This is a genomic window from Myxococcota bacterium, assembly GCA_041389495.1.
Lineage (GTDB): Bacteria > Myxococcota_A > UBA9160 > UBA9160 > UBA4427 > JAWKRT01.
This window is the reverse complement of record JAWKRT010000001.1, coordinates 177,795-193,847: the sequence shown is the minus strand read 5'-3', so window position 1 is coordinate 193,847 and position 16,053 is coordinate 177,795. Positions and strand designations below refer to the sequence as shown.

The 16,053-nt window shown below is 74.3% G+C and carries 16 protein-coding genes; 8 read left to right on the top strand and 8 right to left on the bottom strand.

Annotated features, from left to right (window positions below):
* Nucleotides 1-21: 21 nt before the first annotated feature.
* From R3E88_00900 to R3E88_00870, 7 genes are all read right to left on the bottom strand, one after another.
* Entirely contained in the window at nucleotides 22-192 is a 171-nt protein-coding gene (locus R3E88_00900; GenBank protein ID MEZ4215010.1) for a hypothetical protein, read from the bottom strand.
* A 137-nt stretch (nucleotides 193-329) separates the two neighbouring features.
* Nucleotides 330-971 carry a hypothetical protein gene (locus tag R3E88_00895; protein MEZ4215009.1) on the bottom strand — a complete coding sequence of 214 codons (642 nt, stop codon included), beginning with the start codon at nucleotides 969-971 and terminating at the stop codon, nucleotides 330-332.
* Between the two features lie 367 nt (nucleotides 972-1,338).
* Nucleotides 1,339-1,773, bottom strand: a complete 435-nt coding sequence (locus tag R3E88_00890) for a transcriptional repressor (GenBank protein ID MEZ4215008.1) — start codon at nucleotides 1,771-1,773, stop codon at nucleotides 1,339-1,341.
* A 98-nt stretch (nucleotides 1,774-1,871) separates the two neighbouring features.
* Complete coding sequence (locus R3E88_00885) at nucleotides 1,872-2,363, bottom strand: hypothetical protein (protein MEZ4215007.1); 492 nt, start codon at nucleotides 2,361-2,363, stop codon at nucleotides 1,872-1,874.
* Nucleotides 2,364-2,459: 96 nt separating this feature from the next.
* Complete coding sequence (locus R3E88_00880) at nucleotides 2,460-3,185, bottom strand: endonuclease/exonuclease/phosphatase family protein (protein MEZ4215006.1); 726 nt, start codon at nucleotides 3,183-3,185, stop codon at nucleotides 2,460-2,462.
* Nucleotides 3,186-3,486: 301 nt separating this feature from the next.
* Complete coding sequence (locus R3E88_00875; GenBank protein ID MEZ4215005.1) at nucleotides 3,487-4,770, bottom strand: VanZ family protein; 1,284 nt, start codon at nucleotides 4,768-4,770, stop codon at nucleotides 3,487-3,489.
* 76 nt (nucleotides 4,771-4,846) lie between these two features.
* A complete protein-coding gene (locus R3E88_00870; protein MEZ4215004.1) occupies nucleotides 4,847-5,641 on the bottom strand; it encodes an alpha/beta hydrolase in 795 nt (264 codons plus the stop codon).
* Nucleotides 5,642-6,011: 370 nt separating this feature from the next.
* Here R3E88_00870 and R3E88_00865 point away from each other — a divergent pair, with 370 nt between their 5' ends.
* The 4 genes from R3E88_00865 to R3E88_00850 are packed head-to-tail and all read left to right on the top strand — an operon-like array spanning nucleotide 6,012 to nucleotide 9,673.
* Complete coding sequence (locus tag R3E88_00865) at nucleotides 6,012-6,737, top strand: polyprenol monophosphomannose synthase (protein MEZ4215003.1); 726 nt, start codon at nucleotides 6,012-6,014, stop codon at nucleotides 6,735-6,737.
* A gap of 16 nt (nucleotides 6,738-6,753) precedes the next feature.
* Nucleotides 6,754-7,899, top strand: coding sequence for a glycosyltransferase family 4 protein (locus R3E88_00860; protein MEZ4215002.1), 1,146 nt, complete (start codon nucleotides 6,754-6,756; stop codon nucleotides 7,897-7,899).
* The gene (locus R3E88_00855) at nucleotides 7,896-8,882 is read left to right on the top strand and encodes a lysylphosphatidylglycerol synthase domain-containing protein (protein ID MEZ4215001.1); all 987 of its coding nucleotides are present in this window, start codon (nucleotides 7,896-7,898) and stop codon (nucleotides 8,880-8,882) included. Before R3E88_00860 ends, R3E88_00855 begins: the two co-directional genes overlap by 4 nt.
* Nucleotides 8,879-9,673 (top strand): methyltransferase domain-containing protein, encoded by a 795-nt coding sequence (locus R3E88_00850; protein ID MEZ4215000.1) that lies wholly within the window; start codon nucleotides 8,879-8,881, stop codon nucleotides 9,671-9,673. Before R3E88_00855 ends, R3E88_00850 begins: the two co-directional genes overlap by 4 nt.
* 36 nt (nucleotides 9,674-9,709) lie before the next feature.
* On the opposite strand, the gene R3E88_00845 is transcribed toward R3E88_00850, so the two are convergent.
* Nucleotides 9,710-10,582, bottom strand: coding sequence for a PDZ domain-containing protein (locus R3E88_00845; protein MEZ4214999.1), 873 nt, complete (start codon nucleotides 10,580-10,582; stop codon nucleotides 9,710-9,712).
* Between the two features lie 147 nt (nucleotides 10,583-10,729).
* Here R3E88_00845 and R3E88_00840 point away from each other — a divergent pair, with 147 nt between their 5' ends.
* The 4 genes from R3E88_00840 (at nucleotide 10,730) to R3E88_00825 (ending at nucleotide 16,051) form a co-directional block, all read left to right on the top strand.
* Nucleotides 10,730-11,761 (top strand): acyltransferase family protein, encoded by a 1,032-nt coding sequence (locus R3E88_00840; GenBank protein MEZ4214998.1) that lies wholly within the window; start codon nucleotides 10,730-10,732, stop codon nucleotides 11,759-11,761.
* 132 nt (nucleotides 11,762-11,893) lie between these two features.
* Nucleotides 11,894-14,545 carry an MMPL family transporter gene (locus R3E88_00835; protein MEZ4214997.1) on the top strand — a complete coding sequence of 884 codons (2,652 nt, stop codon included), beginning with the start codon at nucleotides 11,894-11,896 and terminating at the stop codon, nucleotides 14,543-14,545.
* Nucleotides 14,542-15,066, top strand: a complete 525-nt coding sequence (locus tag R3E88_00830; protein ID MEZ4214996.1) for an 8-oxo-dGTP diphosphatase — start codon at nucleotides 14,542-14,544, stop codon at nucleotides 15,064-15,066. The genes R3E88_00835 and R3E88_00830 overlap by 4 nt, the downstream gene beginning before the upstream one ends.
* A 1-nt stretch (nucleotide 15,067) precedes the next feature.
* Nucleotides 15,068-16,051, top strand: coding sequence for an alcohol dehydrogenase catalytic domain-containing protein (locus R3E88_00825; protein MEZ4214995.1), 984 nt, complete (start codon nucleotides 15,068-15,070; stop codon nucleotides 16,049-16,051).
* The last annotated feature ends 2 nt before the right edge of the window (nucleotides 16,052-16,053 follow it).

Genomic DNA, 16,053 nt, shown 5'->3' with positions numbered 1-16,053 from the left:
CGCGACGCGGCGCGCCGGGGCCTACCAGTCCGGCTCGAGGTCCGGATCCCCGTCGCCGTCCTCGGCGTTCTTCTTCCCGAGCCGCGACGTCACGCCGCAGACCGGACAGAGGATGTCGTCGCCGACGAGCTCGTCGCCGATGAGCGGGATGTCGGTGTCGCAGACGGGGCAGGGGAGCTCGGATCGCCGCATGCGGCGGTCATCGACGCCGAAGCGGGCCGAGTTGAGGCCCGCGCCGACCTCGCCCGCGGCGCAGCCCCCTCCAGACGACGACGCCCCGCCTCGGATCCTCCGAGGCGGGGCGTCCGTTCGAGACGCTGGATGCGATGCTACGCGCGGCGTCGCGCGATCAGCCCCAGCACGCCGAGCGCGGCCGCGCCGAACGCGGCCGACATCGGCTCCGGGAGCACCGCACCGTCGCCGTAGGTCGCGGGGAGGTCGACGCCCATTCCAGAGTACGTGCCGTCGAGTCCGACCGAGAATTCGCCGAGCCGGATGTCGCGGTCGAGCCCGTCGCCCGTCGCGCCGGTGCTGGCGACGCGGAACTGGATGGTTCCGAGCGTGATGACGCAGCCCGTGGCACAGCCCGTGAGGTTCGTGAACTGTCCCTGCCAGTCGAGCTGGTTCACGACGCCGCCCATCTCGTCGACGTTGACGCCGGAGGTGATCGGACCGATCGAGTTGGCGTTCATGGGCGCACCGATCACGTTCGTCATCTCCGTCGCGTTCACGAAGTCGAGCTCGACCGTGTCGAACTGGAGCGTGAAGACGATGAGCCACATGCCCGGGTCCTCACCCGTGAGCCGGAACGCACCCGTGATCGTCGACGACGCCGCGGGCGACGCGACCGTCGGCGTCCCCGAGCTCAGCCAGACGAAATCGATGGCGGACGCCGCGTGCGCGCTCCCCGCCGCGAACGTCAGACCCGCGACCGCGGCCACCAACGCAAGACCCCGCTTCACGCTGCTCATGCTCAACTCCTTGATGCCTTCCCGGAACTCCGGATCGACGAGAGCCACCGGCGAGAACGACTGAGAGAGACCCCTGCGACCGAGCGCCGCGTCGAGCTCGGCAGATCGCGCGCGCCGGTGGCGGACACTCCGTCCGCTCGCGCTCCGGCGCGTCCGAATGCGTGCGCTTCCCCCGCGGCAGCGATGCCAGCGGCACATCTTATAGGGTCGCGGTTCGCGTGAACACCCTGGACTTCGCGCGCGAGCGCGGCGATCGGCCGAGGGGTCGACCGCCCACCCCGGGCTGACGCCCGTCAGCGCGGTCGTCCGCACGGCGGCGGCGACGAGGCGCGGGCTTCGACTCGCTGCGTCAACGCGACCGGTGGCGTCAGCGCGCGCTGCCGCACGACGCACAGTAGCCGTAGAGCTCGTGGCGGTGGCGGACCAGCCGGAACCGGTACCGCTCGGCGATCTCCGCCTGCGCGGCCTCGATCTCCTCGCACTCGAACTCGACGATGCGCCCGCAGCCGAGGCAGACGAGGTGGTCGTGGTGCTCCTGCTCGACCTCGTAGCGCGTGAGCCCGTCGCCGAACTGGCGCTCCTGCGCGACGCCGGCGTCCGCCAGCAGCTTCATCGTCCGGTACACGGTCGTGTACCCGATGTTCGGGTGCTCCTCGCGGACGCGCTGATAGAGCTCCTCGCTCGTGACGTGGCCCTTCGACGCCAGGAAGGCATCGAGGATCACGTCGCGCTGCCGGGTGTGCTTGAGGTTGTGCTCCTCGAGATAGCGCGCCAGCAGCTCGCGTTCGGCCGAGTCGGACATCGCGTCGCAGGGTACGCGACGCGCCCGGGGCGGCCAAACGCGAGACCGCCCGCGAACGCGCCGCGGCGGGCCGCGGGAGCGACGGAGCGCGCGGCCGCTCAGCCGGCGAGGGCCTCGAGCAGCTCCTCGGCGACGTCGGCGATCGCGGCGTCGAAGTCCTGGGCGAGCGTCTCGACCTGGCGGCGCAGCCCCTTCGAGGGCGCGTCCTCGCCCGCGCGGGCGCGCGCGAGCAGGAGCTCGAGCGCCGCGACGACGAGCTCGCGATCGCCCGTGTCGAGGAAGAGGCCGAGGAGGTCGGGCGCGTCCGGGACGCCGACCTCGTCGCGATAGGCGCGGCACGCCGTCGCGAGGTCGGGGCCGCCGTGCGCCTCGCGCATCGCAGCGGCGAGCTCTTCGCCGCGCGCACCCCCCTGGCCCGAGGAGAAGAGCGCATCGAGCTGCTTCGTGTACTGGGCAGTCGCGCGCCGCGCCTGCGCTTCGGCCCAGCGGCCGCGCGGCCGCGCCTCGTCGCGCGGGCGCGCGCCGGAGCGCATCTGGTCGATCTCGCGCCAGCTCCGCTTCGGTCGGTCCTCGTCGTCCGATCGCGCCATCGCCCCTCCGGCCCGCAGGCCTCCGAGAGTACGGCGCCGGCGCGTCCCGGCGCCAGCGCGTTCGGGGCGCGGCGTTCCGGGCGAGCGGGAGGCTCGTTAGTCGGGGTCGCCCGTCGCGGGCTTGACGGCGATGCGCGCCACGACGGGGAGGTGATCGGACGCGCGGCGCGCCGCCGCCGTCGCGTGGGTCGCGACGTCGACCACGTCCGCGCCGCGGGCGTAGATGCGGTCGAGCGCGAGCACGGGGCGCAGTGCGGGGAACGAGGCCGGCCACGCGCGGTTGTGGTGCTGCTCGAGCGTCGAGTCGAGCTCGCGGCTCGCCTTGCAGCGGCGCCAGGCGTTCATGTCGCCGAGGAGCACGGCCGCGCCCGTCGCGAGCTGCGGATGCTCGAGCAGCGACTGGACCTGGCGGTGGCGCGTGCGATCGACGAGCGAGAGGTGCGTCGCGATCACGGACAGGCCGCCGCCCTCGGCGTCTCCGCCCACCTGCGCGCACAGCGCGCCGCGCCGCTCGATCCGCGAGTACGAGATGTCGAGCACCGACAGGCCGGAGATCGGGAGGCGCGACAGGATGGCGTTGCCGAGCTGGCCGAGCTTGTGCTGGCGCGTCACCGCGAACGCGAGGTGGAGGCCGAGCGCGTCCGAGAGCATCTCGAGCGGGTCCTCGCCCGTGAACGGACGCAGCACCTCCTGGAGCGCGACGACGTCGGCGTCGAGCTCCGAGATGACGAAGGCCGCGCGCGCCGCATCGGGCCGGCTGCGCCCGTTGAGCCCGCTCCACCGGTGCACGTTGTACGTCGCGACCCGCATCTCTCGGTGCATGACGGGCGTCGCCATCGGCAGGGCCGGCGTGCGAAGTAAGGCCAAATAGGGGAGGGCCGGCGACGGAGCGGTGCGCCGCCGGGCGGCGTCCCCGCCCGCGCGGAGCGCGGCGCTGCCGTTGCGCACCGCCGTGCGAGTGCGCTCGCGCGCGCGAGCGATCGCGGCGCGCCCCGCCTGGCGCCCGCTCGCGATCCGCTCGCGCAGGGTGCCACGCGCGGTGTCCTCGGAGGGTCGAGCCTTTCCGCCTTCGTCGCGCACGGCAGGGCAGGGTAGCTCGCGTACGCACGCGCGCCGACGACGGCTAGCCGCTCTCGCGCTGCGACAGGAGCGCCGTGAGCAGCGCGACGAGCGCGAGCGCGAAGACGGCGAGCAGCTCCCCCTCGCCGACGGAGGTGACGAGATCGCGGCTCACCGTGCTCTCGTAGTCCAGCCCGGGAAGCTCGTCGCGCGCGACACGCGCGGCGACGTCGGGCGGGAGCGCATAGCCCGACGCGGCGAACGTGCGCGCGAAGAAGCGGCGAACGAGGCGATCCTCGCGCGCCGCGACCGTCGCGAGCTTGCGCCGCTCCTCCACCTGCTCGGGCGACCCGCCCGTCTGCGCCCGCCAGAACTCGAGATAGCGATCGCGACGGAACAGGTGGACCCGCAGCTCGTGCACGAACGGATCGCGCTGGGGCGGAACGTCGACGAGGAAGTCGCCATAGGCGTCGCGGTAGGCGTCGAGGAGAGCGGCCCCGGCGGCGGCACGCGTCGCGTCCTCGCGCGCGAGCTCCTCCGGCGCGAGGCGCGAGCGGAAGACGCCGATGTCCGGCGCGTCGTATCTGTGCCCGTACTCCATCATCGTGCTCTCGTTCGTCGCGAGGAACGCGAGGCCCGGAAGTCGAGGCGCCCAGACGGCGACGCGAGCGGGCGTGTTGAGCGCGAACGCGAGGAGCGCCGCCCAGAGCGCGAGGGCGATGCGCAGGGCGACGCGCCGGCCCGCGCGCGACGTCGTTCGCGCGACGCCCGCGGGCCGGATCCCCATCGCGAGCCCGACCTGCACGAGCGACGCGGCGAAGGCGTTGATCGCGATGTCGCGCAGCCCGAAGTAGCGGCCCGGAACGACCCACTGCACGGCTTCGTCGGCGCAGCCGACGAGCGCGCCGGCCAGCGCGGCGACGAAGTAGCTCGAGGCGTCGGGAAGGCGGAAGGCGACGGCGCGCTGGAGCAGCAGCGACAGCACTCCGTACTGGACGAAGTGCATCGCCTCCTCGGGGTTGCTCCACAGCGAGGCGGTGGCGACCGCGAACGCGGCGGCGACGGCGACGAGCCAGACCGCGCGCACCGCGGCGCGCGGAGAGTGCGCGTCACGGGGAGACGCGGTCGCGCCGCGGCTGCGCCCGACGGCGGCGAGCGCGGCCGCGGTGGCGGCGAGGACGGCGCCGATCGCGAGCCACCCGAAGGCCCGCTGCCCGAGCGCATCGCGCACGGCGTGCTCGATCGACCGCGCGAGCGGGATCGCGGCGAAGATCGAGGCCGCCCACGCGCCGGCCAGCGCCCACGCGAGCGCCGCTCCGCCGCGCCCCGACCGGGCGGCTCCGTGCATCCCCGTCGCCATCGACGCGCCGTGCCTCCGCTCCGCGCGCTCGTCCGCGCCGCGGGGAGGCTAGCTCGACCCTCGCCTAACGACGCGACCGGAGACGATCGAGGAAGTCCTCGAGGTGGCGGTTGGTGGCCTCGGGCGCCTCGAGCGGATGGAAGTGCGAGACCCCGCGCATGTAGACGAGCTCGAGGTCCGGGTGCATGTCCGGCAGCTCCTCGAGCGAGGCGACCGTGTTCTCGGCCGCCATGAAGAGAATGGGAACCGGGCACGCCTTGATCGCACCCCGGTCGTCGTACTCGACCATCGACTGCCACGCCTGCAGCGCGACGTCGGGGTCGGCGTTCGCCATCACGTCCACGACGCGATCGCGCAGGGCGCGGTCGCTGTCCGGCCGCAGCAGCCACTGGTCCACGAAGTCGACGAGCGTCTCGCGGAAGCGCGGCGACGCGAGCAGCAGGGAGAGGCCCTGCGCGAGACCGTCGAGATGACTCGGAATGGCGACGATCGAGTCGAGCATCGCGATCGCGCCGACGAGCTCGGGCCGGCGCACGGCCACGTCGAGCGCGATGACGCCGCCGAGGCTGTGTCCGACGAGCACGGGCCGCTCGAGCCCGCACTGCTCGATGACGCTCGCGACGTCGTCGGCGAGGTCGCGGATCGCGCAGTCGGTTCCGACACCGTCGCTGCGTCCGTGGCCTCGCAGATCGAGCGCGACGACGCGACGGCGACGCGCGAAGTGATCGAATTGCGGAGCGAGGAAGCTGCGATCGCAGCACCAGCCGTGGACGAAGACGACGGCGGGGCCGTCGCCCTCGCTCTCGTCGCCGCGCAGCACGACTCCGCCGCGATCCCATTCCCTCTCGACGCGCTGCATGCTCGGACCCCTCGGACCCCTCGAACCCTTCGAACGATGCGGAGTGCGTCGGCGCTCCCGACGCGGTCGATCCCACCCGGCGGTGCGCTGCCTATCGGAAGCGGCCTCGCGCCCCTGAACGGCGGCGTGCGACGGCGCGCGCCCTCGGCGCGCCGCGAGCCGCGCGCACGTCGCGCGCAGCTCGCGCGCAGCGACACCTCCCACGCCGACGGGCCACGCACGAATGCGAGAGGCGTCGCGCGCGCCGCGTGCGCGAGTGCTTGAGGGGCGGTCGCGATCCGCCCTAGTCTCTTCTTCCTTCCGCGCCGCGGCGGCCGCGGCGGCGGTCGAAGCGGACAGCAGGCAGAACCGTGCCCAGAAGCTCGAAGCCATGACGGCCCCGTCGCGCGTCACCGTCGTCGTCCCGACCTACAACGAGGCCGAGAACCTCGAGCCGCTCGTGACGGCCGTGCTCGCGCAGGACGCGCGCATCCGCGTGCTCGTCGTCGACGACGCATCGCCCGACGGCACCGGCAAGCTCGCCGACGACCTCGCGCTGCGCACCGGCCGCGTCGACGTGCTCCACCGGCGCGCGAAGGAGGGGCTCGGCGCCGCCTACCGCGCGGGGCTCCGCCGCGCGCTCGACCTCGGCGCCGAGGTCGTCGTCCAGATGGACTGCGACTTCTCGCACCCGCCCGACATGCTTCCCGTCTTCCTCGAGCGCATCCAGCACGCCGACGCGGTGATCGGCTCGCGCTACCTGAACGGCATCACGGTCGTGAACTGGCCGATCGAGCGCATCCTCATCAGCTATTTCGGGAACCTCTACGCGAAGAAGGTGGCGGGGCTGTCCATCAGCGACACGACGGGCGGCTTCCGCTGCGTGCGCGCCGAGCTGCTCGAACGCCTCGGCTTCGAGCGCATCCGCTCGAACGGCTACGGCTTCCAGATCGAGATGAACTACCGCTTCGAGCGCTCGGGCGCGCGCTGCGAGGAGGTCGAGTTCTTCTTCGTGGACCGCAAGCGGGGCGATTCGAAGATGTCGCTCCGCATCGCCTTCGAGGCGATGTGGATCGTCTGGTGGCTGCGCATCGCCGACTGGCTCGGCCGGCTGTGATCGCGAGCCGCCGCGCGTGACGAAGGCCCGCCGCATCCTGCTCCTGAACGAGCGCGACCTGCGCCACCCCGCCGCCGGCGGCGCGGAGCTCCACGTGTTCGAGATCTTCTCGCGCCTCGCCGCGCGCGGCGCCGCGGTGCGGCTCGTGTCCGAACGCTTCCCGGGGAGTGCGGAGACCGAGGACGTCCGGGGCGTGCGCGTCGAGCGCGTCGGCCGCGTTCCGCTCTACTACGCGCACGCCGCGCTCGCCGCGCGCAGCGCCGCGCGCCGCGGCGAGATCGACGTCGTCGTCGAGTGCCTGAACAAGCTCCCCTTCCTGAGCCCGCTCTACGTGCGCGCGCCCGTGCTCGCGCTCTCGCACCACCTGTTCGGGACCACCGCGTTCCAGGAGGTCGCGTTCCCGGTCGCGGCCGCCGTGTGGGCGGCCGAGCGCGCGATCCCGCGCGTCTTCCGCGGCCGCCCGTTCCTCGCGATCAGCGAGAGCTCGAAGCGCGACCTCGTCGAGCGCGGCGTCGACGCGGAGCGCGTGCGCGTGAGCCTCTGCGGCATCCACGCGCCCGAGGTCCCCTTCGACGCGGAGACGCCGCGCCCGCCGCGGCTCGTGTACTTCGGGCGGCTCGCGCACTACAAGCGCGTCGAGGTGATGCTCGAGGCGGCGGCGCGCCTGCGGCCGCGCTTCCCCGACCTCGAGGTCGTCGTCGTCGGTCGCGGCCCGGCGCAGCCGCGCCTCGAGAGCGTCGCGCGCGAGCTCGGCGTCGCCGACTGCACGCGCTTCGCGGGGTTCGTGTCCGACCGCGAGCGCGACGCGCTCGTCGCCGCCGCGCGCGTGTGCGTGTGCCCCTCCGAGAAGGAAGGCTGGGGGCTCACGGTGATCGAGGCGAACGCGGTGGCGACGCCCGTCGTCGCGGCCGATGCGCCGGGCCTGCGCGACTCCGTGCGCCACGACGAGACGGGCTTCCTCGTCGCGCCCGGCGACGTCGAGGGCTTCGCCGCGCGCATCGGCGCGCTGCTCGGGGACGATGCGCTCTGGCGGCGGATGGCGGCGGCCGCGCTCGCGTGGTCGCGCCGCTTCGACTGGGATGCGAGCGCGCGCGACATGGAAGAGGCCATCGAGGCCGCGATCGCCGGGCACGCGGACGCCGCGCGCCGGAGCGCGGCGTGATCCGCGGCGCGCGCATCGCGAGCGCGCTCCGCTGGCTCGTCCCGCTGCTCGTGACGAGCGCGCTGCTGTACGGCCTGCTGAGCGAGCACCGCGACGCCTTCGCGCGCATCGACGCCGCATCGCTCCTGCGACTCGCGCCGATCATGCTCGTGTACGCCTTCGCGAGCCTCGGCGTGGACGGGCTCGCGCTCGCGCGCCTGTCGCACCACGCCGGACGCGAGAGCGACGTCCTCACGTGCGCGCGCATCAAGGCGGCGAGCTACGCGCTCGCGATCGTCAACTACGCGCTCGGGGCGGCCGCCCTCGTCGTGCTGTTCCGCCGCCGCGTCGGCCACTCGCTCCAGGGTGCGCTCGGCATCGTCGCGACGTCGTCGCTGACGGATCTCGCGATGCTCGTCGCCGTGATGGCGACGATCGCCGCCGCGACGGGCGGCGACGGGCCGACGCTCCACCGCGGCGTCGCCGCGGCCGTGGCCGTCGCGACGATCGGCGGGCTCGCCGTGCTGCGCGCGCCGTTCCCGCTCGGCCCGCTCGAGCGCATCCGCGGGCTCGACGTCTTCCGGCCGATCCGCACCGCGCCGCTGCGCGTCCTGCTCGAGCTCGCCGCGCTGCGCATCGCCTTCGTGCTGCTCTTCGTCGCGATGGGCATCGGATCGCTCTGGTCGTTCTCGATCGACGTGCCGCTCGGCCCGGCCGCCTTCGGCATGGCGGTGATCGCGCTCGTCGGCGCGCTGCCGATCGCCGTCGCCGGCCTCGGCACGGTGCAGTTCGCGGCCGTCGAGCTCTACGACACGTGGGCCGACCCGGCGACGCTCGTCGCCTGCAGCCTCGCCATGCAGGCGGCGATGATCGTCGTCCGCGGCGGCACGGCGCTAGTGTTCGCGCGCGAGTTCACGGCCGAGGCGGTCGCGGCCTCGCGCGCGGGCGCGGACGGCGACGACGCACGCGGCGAGGGCGAGGACGTCGCGAGGGCGAGGCGATGAGCGAGGCCCCGGAAGTCGCGTTCACCGGCGAGCGCCTGCACGCGGGAAGCCGGCTCTTCGGCGTCGACCTCGCCCGGCACCGCGCCGCCTACGCGTTCGCGATCGCGCGCGCCGAGGGCGCGCGCGTGCTCGACCTCGGCTGCGGGTCGGGCTACGGCGCCGCGTCGCTCGCCGAAGCGGCGGGCCTCGTCGTGGCGATCGACCGCGTCCGGCCGGACGCCGCCTCGCGCCGCGGCCGCGCCGCCTTCGTGCGCGCCGACATCGCCGCGCTCCCGATCGCGCCGGCGTCGTTCGACCTGATCGTGAGCTTCCAGGTGATCGAGCACCTCGAGGATCCGGCGCCCTACCTGACCGCGATCGCGCGCATGCTGAAGCCCACCGGCTGCGTGCTCGTCACGACGCCCAACCTGCTCGAGTCCGACCGCGTGAACCCGTTCCACGTGCGCGAGTACGCGTCCGACGAGCTCGCGTCGCTGCTCGCTCCGCACTTCCGGCGCGTCGAGATGCGCGGCGTCGGCATGACGCCGCGCGTGCGCGCCTACAACGACGCGCGCCTCGCGCGCATCCGGCGCATCATGCGGCTCGACGTGCTCGGGCTGCACCGGCGCCTTCCGCGCCCGGTGATCGAGTTCGCGTTCGGCCAGCTGGCGAAGGTCGTGCGACGCGGCGTCCAGAGCGAGCCGTCCGGCCCCGGCCCGATTCCCGACGTCTCCGAGGCCGACTTCCCCGTCGGCCCCCCGCGCGCCGACGACATCGACCTGCTCGCGGTGTGCGGCGACCCGATCGCCTGACCATCCCGCCCGCGGCCCCCGACGCGCGCACGCGCGCTACCGGGGCTGCACGGAGATCGGCTGCGCGAGGACGCCGAACGGCCCGCGCGGAACGACGACGGTGCGCGTCGAGGTGCCGCTCTGGATCGTCACCGGCACGCGCTCGCCGCGCACGCCGGACGCCGTCGCCGCGTTCAGCTCGCCCGGCCGGTGGATGGGCTGGCCGGCGTACGAGAGCACGTAGTCGCCCGCGCGCACGCCCGCGTCGTCCGCCGCCGAGCCGCCGATCACCTGCCGCACGACGACGCGATTCGGTTGGTTGGTGGCGTAGAGGAGCCGGTCGTAGTCCTCCTCGCCGAGGTCCGCGCGCAGGCGCGCCTCGATCTGCGCCTGCTGCGCCCGGAAGCGCGGACGGAAGACCCAGCCCTCGCGCGTCGCCTCGTCGCGCAGCTCGAGCTGCTCGAGCTGCGCGCGGTCCCAGCGGTCGCGAAGGTCGGCGATCTCGTCCTCGACGAGCCCCATCTGGCGCAGCAGCTCCTCCTCGAAGCGCGGTGCGCGGGGCGGGCCACCGGCTGCGCGCGCCGCGGCGTCGGCCGCCGCGTCGGCTGCGGCGTCGGCGTCGGCGTCGATCACCTCGTCGCCCTGCGCGCCGGCGAGCGCGCCCGGAGCGCTCGCCGGTGCCGCGAGCTGCTCGACGACGCTGCGCATGAGCTCGAGCTCGGCCGCGAGCGTCTCGGCGCGCAGCACCTCGCGATCGAGCTCGCGCCCGAGCCGCTCGACCTCGGCCGCGAGCGGCGCCGGCGCGGCCTGGGCCCCGGGCGCGCTCGCGACGGGCCGGACCCGCGTCGCGACGCCGAACGACACCGCGGCCGCGACGGCCGCCGCCACCGCCGCCGTCACCACTCGTTCGCGCGCGCCCTCGCTCGCCATGTCGATCACCACCTCCGAGCGCGCGCACCGCGCCGAGCACACCGGCCGACCGCGCGCTTGCCCGCGCGCGGCGCCACCCCCATCCTCGGCCGCGAGCGCCAGCGCGCGACGTTCCGCGCGCGCGCGCCCGCACCGGAGCCCACGCCGTTGCCCGCCCCGCACACGCCCTCGCCCGCCCGGCCGGAGCGACTCGACGAGATCGACGCGGTGAAGGCGCTCGGCATCCTGGTCGTGGTCCTCATCCACACGGTCCGCTCGCCGTGGGAGCCGGGAGCGTCGCACTTCGAGCTGTGGCTCGGCCACGCGACGCGCTTCGCCGTTCCGGGCTTCCTCGCCGCGTCCGGCTACCTGTACGCGGCGGGTGCGACGAACGCGGCCGGCGGCGCGCGCGCGAGCGTACCCTTCGAGGCCACGCGGCGGCGGCTCGTTCGGATCGCGCTGCCCTACCTCGTGTTCTCGCTCGCCGCGCAGGCCGTGCGCCACGCGCGCGGCATGGGGCCCGCGACGGGGAGCGTCGCGTCCGACCTCCTGCTCGCGCACAGCTTCGGCCCCTACTACTACGTGCTCGTCGCGGCGGCGATGGTCGTCGCGACGCCCGCGCTCGCGCGGCTCTCGACGCGCGGACACGTCGCCGCGTTCGCCGCCGCGTTCGCCGTGCAGGGCTGGCTCGAGATCTACTCCCGGCTCGACTTCACGTGGCACCTGCGCAACCCGCTCCTGTGGCTCGCCTACTTCGAGCTCGGATGGCTCGCGCGCATCGCACGCGACGCGGGAGCGCTGCCGTCGGGAGCGCGCGCCGCCGCCGCCGCGCTCGCGTTCGCCGCCGCGGCCGCCGGCGCGCTCGCGTCGCTGTGGTCGATGCCGCCGCAGCCGCTCGCGCGCGCGATCGAGTGGCTCGCCGTCTACGGCGTGCTCGCGGCCGCGTTCCTTGCGGCGCGCGCGCGCGCCGGCGCCGCGCGCCGCGGCGTGCGCGCGCTCAGCGACGCGACGTACTCGATCTACCTCTCCCACCTGCTGTTCCTCCCGTGGCTGCGCGACGCCTTCGCGGCGCCGCCGGGCGTCGTCGCGCCGAGCGCGATCGCACTGCCGTGGCTCGGCGCGCTGCTCGCTTCGCTCGCGCTCGTCGCGCTCGGCCGCGCCGCACTCGGCTCGCGCTCGCGCGTCTGGCTCGGCGCCTAGGCGCGCGAACGACGCGCCGCCGGACGCACGGCCCGACGCGCACGCCCGGCGAGTCCGACGGAGTCCGCGCTGCGGAGGAACGCGGACGTCGCGCGTCTGCTATCCACGCGGGCGCGGCGGGGTGGGAGGCGCGTGAAGGACCGACTCGACAGCGCGGTGGGCCGTCTGCTCGACCGCTGGCTCGGCTGGGTGCACGCGCGCGCCACGCGCGTCGTCGTCGGAACGCTGGTCGCGACGCTCGCGCTCGGCGTCTACGCCGCGCTCGAGCTCGGCGTGAACTCGGACAACCTGTCGATGGTGTCCGAGAAGCTCCCGTCGCGCATCTATCACGCCGAGTTCTCCGAGCACTTCCCGAACATCGAGAACGCGCTGCTGATCGTCGTCGACGGCGAGACGCCCGAGCTCGCGCGCGAGGGCGCCGACGGCATCGAGGCCGCGCTGCGCGAGCGGAGCGACCGGTTCGAGGACGTGTACCAGCCCGGCGGCGGCGCGTTCTTCGAGCGCAACGGCCTGCTCTACCGCAGCGTCGAAGAGCTCGACGAGTTCGCGGACCGCATCGCCACCGTGCAGCCCATCATCGCGGAGCTCGAGCGCGATGCGAGCATCGCGAGCCTGACGCGGCTCGTGTCGGCCGGGCTCGAGAGCGTGCGCGACGGCGGCGAGACGACGGACCAGTGGGCCGACGTGCTCGACCGCGTCGGCCACGCGACCGTCGCCGTCTACGCCGAGTTCCCGGTCGCCATTTCGTGGGAGGACGTGCTGCTGCGCGGCTCGGCGCTCGACGTCACGACGCGCCACGTCGTCGTCGCGCATCCGATCCTCGACTTCGGCAGCGTGTTCGCAGCCGGCCGCGCGCTCGACGCGATCCACGAGGCGGCCGCCGAGCGCGGCCTCGTGCCCGAGCGCGGCATCACCATCCGCGTCACCGGAAACCCCGCCCTCAACTACGAGGAGATGGCGGGCATCCTGTGGGACGTGTTCGGGTCGAGCCTGTTCTGCTTCGCGCTCGTCGCGGTGATCCTGTGGTTCGCGATGCGCTCGTGGCACCTCGTCACCGCCGCGATCGCCACGCTGCTCGTCGGGCTCGTGTTCACCGCGGCGTTCGCCGCCGCGGCGGTCGGCTACCTCAACATCGCGTCGCTCGCGGTGGCGATCCTGTTCATCGGGCTCGGCGTCGACTTCGCGATCCACCTGGGAACGCGGTACGCGGACCTGCTCGGCACCGACCGCGACGAGCTCGCCGCGATGCGCGCGGCCGCCGCCGACGTCGGTGGCTCGCTCGTACTCTGCACGCTGACCACCGCGATCGCCTTCTACGTGTTCGTCCCGACCGACTACCGCGGCGTCGCGCAGCTCGGCCTGATCGCGGGCACGAGCATGATCATGATCCTCGGTCTCACGCTCACGTTCTTCCCGGCGCTCCTCTTCTCGTGGCTGCACTTCGAGCCGCGCAATCTCGAGGAGGCGAAGGTGAGCTTCGGCGTCCGCTGGTGGTCGTGGTTCGACGCACACCCGGGCGCGGTGCGCGCGGGCGCGGCCGCGCTCGCCGTGCTTGCGGCGCTCGCCGTTCCGCGCGCGTACTTCGACGCGAACGTGGTGTCGATGCGCGACCCCGACACCGAATCCGTGCAGGCGTTCAACGACCTGCTCGCCGCGGCCGGTGCCGCCTCGCCGTGGTACGTCGACGCGCTCGCCCCCGACCTCGCGGCCGCCGACGCGCTCGCGGCGAAGCTCGACGAGCTCGACGTCGTCGCCTTCTCGCTCACGCTCGACTCGTACGTGCCCGACGACCAGGACGAGAAGCTGGGCGTGCTCGAGGACGTCGCGTTCCTGCTCGAGCCGCCGCCGCCGCCCGACGCGCCGCCGCCCGCGGCGAGCGTCGCGGAGCAGGTCGACGCGCTGCGCGCGCTGCGCGACTTCCTCGCGGCCGACTGGGTCGAGCGCGACGCGAGCCCGCTCGGCGCGAGCATGCGGAGGCTGCGCGAGCATCTCGACGCCTTCCTCGCGCGGCTCGACGCGGACGTCGACCCGCAGACCGCGCTCGACCGGCTCGAGGAGATCCTGCTGTCGGGCTTCCCCGACCAGATCGCGCGCCTTCGCCGCGCGCTCTCGCCCGACGAGGTGACGCGCGCGTCGCTGCCCGCGGACCTGCGGCGCCGCATGCTCGCGGACGACGGCACGGCGCGCGTCCAGATCTTCCCGAAGTACAACCTCGAGCGGGAGGAGGACATGCGGCGCTTCGTCGGCGAAGTGCAGACGATCGCGCCGCGCGCGAGCGGGATCGCCGTCAACCTGATCGCGCTCGAGGACGCGACGAAGAGCTCGTTCCGCACCGCGCTCTCGTCGGCGCTCGTGCTGATGGGGCTCCTGCTCTGGCTCCTGTGGCGACGCGTCGGCGACATGCTGCTCGTGTTCGCGCCGCTCGCGCTGTCGGCCGCGATCACCGTCGCATTGATGGGACTGCTCGGGATCGCGTTCAACTTCATCAATGTGATCGTCGTTCCCCTGCTGTTCGGCATCGGCGTCGACTCGGGCATCCACCTCGTGCACCGCGCCAACGCCGGCGACACGGACGAGCACGACCTGCTCGGCTCGACGACGGCGCGCGCCGTCTTCTACAGCGCGCTCACCACCGTCGTGAGCTTCGGCTCGCTCGGGCTCTCGTCGCACCCGGGCATGGCGAGCCTCGGCATCCTGCTCACGATCGGCATGATCCTGACGATCGGCGCCAATCTCATCGTGCTCCCCGCGCTGCTCGCGCTGCGGCGCCCGCCGTCGTCGTGAGCGACCGGCGCGGCGCGCCGGTCGCGGACTTCCGCGCGATCGACTGGACGCGCTGGCAGCCCGACGAGCACGCGACGCTGTGCTTCGTGCTGCGCGGCCGCGACGTCCTGCTCATCCGCAAGAAGCGCGGGCTCGGCGCGGGCAAGATCAACGGGCCCGGTGGGCGCCTCGAGCCGGGCGAGACGCCGCTCGCCTGCGCCGTGCGCGAGACGCGCGAGGAGCTCGGCATCACGCCGCGCGGCGTCGAGGCGCGCGGCGAGCTGCGCTTCCAGTTCACGGACGGCTACCGCCTCCACGGCCACGTGTTCGCGGCGCGCGCGTTCGACGGCACGCCGGTCGAGACGGCGGAGGCGGCGCCGCTCTGGACGCCCGTCGACGCGATGCCGTACGAGGAGATGTGGGAGGACGACCGGCTCTGGTTCCCGCACCTGCTCGCGGGACGCTGGTTCGACGGCCGCTTCCTGTTCGACAGCGCGACCGACGCGATGCTCCACGCCGAGCTCGACGTCGCGGAGGGTTGACGTGCTCGCACTGCGCTTCGACGGACGGCGCGCGCGCGTGTCGGACGTGCCCGAGCCCGACGCAGCGCCGGGCTTCGCGATCGTCGACGTGCGGCTCGCGGGCGTGTGCGACACCGACCTCCAGATCGCGAAGGGCTACATGGGCTTCCGCGGCGTGCTCGGCCACGAGCTCGTCGGCGTCGTCGCCGAGGGGCCCGACGCGTGGCGCGGGCGCCGCGTCGCGTGCGAGATCAACTTCGCGTGCGGGGCGCCCGGCTGCGACGCGTGCGCGCGCGGGCTCGGCCGCCACTGCCCGACGCGCCGCGTGATGGGCATCCTCGACGCCGACGGCGCCTTCGCGCGCCGCGTCGCCGTCCCCGTCGCGAACCTCCACGCCGTGCCCGACGCGGTCGACGACGCGCGCGCCGTCTTCACGGAGCCGCTCGCCGCGGCGTTCGAGATCCTCGAGCAGGTCGAGGTCGCGCCGGGCGCCCGCGCCGTCGTGCTCGGCGACGGAAAGCTCGGCGTGCTGGTCGCGCAGGTGCTCGCGAACGCGGGTGCGCGCGTTCTCGCGGTCGGCCACCACCGCGCGAAGCTCGACGCGCTCGCGCGGCGCGGGATCGAGACGGCGCTCGCGAGCGACTTCGCCGCCGGCGTCGACGCGGCGCCCGCATCGCGCGCCGACCTCGTCGTCGACGCGACCGGCTCGCCGTCCGCGCTCGAGCTCGCCGTCCGCGCCACGCGCCCGCGCGGAACGCTCGTCCTCAAGACGACGACCGCGGAGCGGCCGTCGCTCGACTTCGCGCGCGTCGTCGTCGACGAGATCCGGATCGTGGGGTCGCGCTGCGGCCCGTTCGCGCCGGCGCTCGAGGCGCTCGCGAGCGGGGCGGTCGACGTCGCGTCGCTGCTCGACGATCGCTTCCCGCTCGAGCACGCGGACGCCGCGCTCGAGCGCGCCGCGGAGCGCGGCGCGCGCAAGGTGCTGATCGAGTGCGGGGGAGCGTGAGC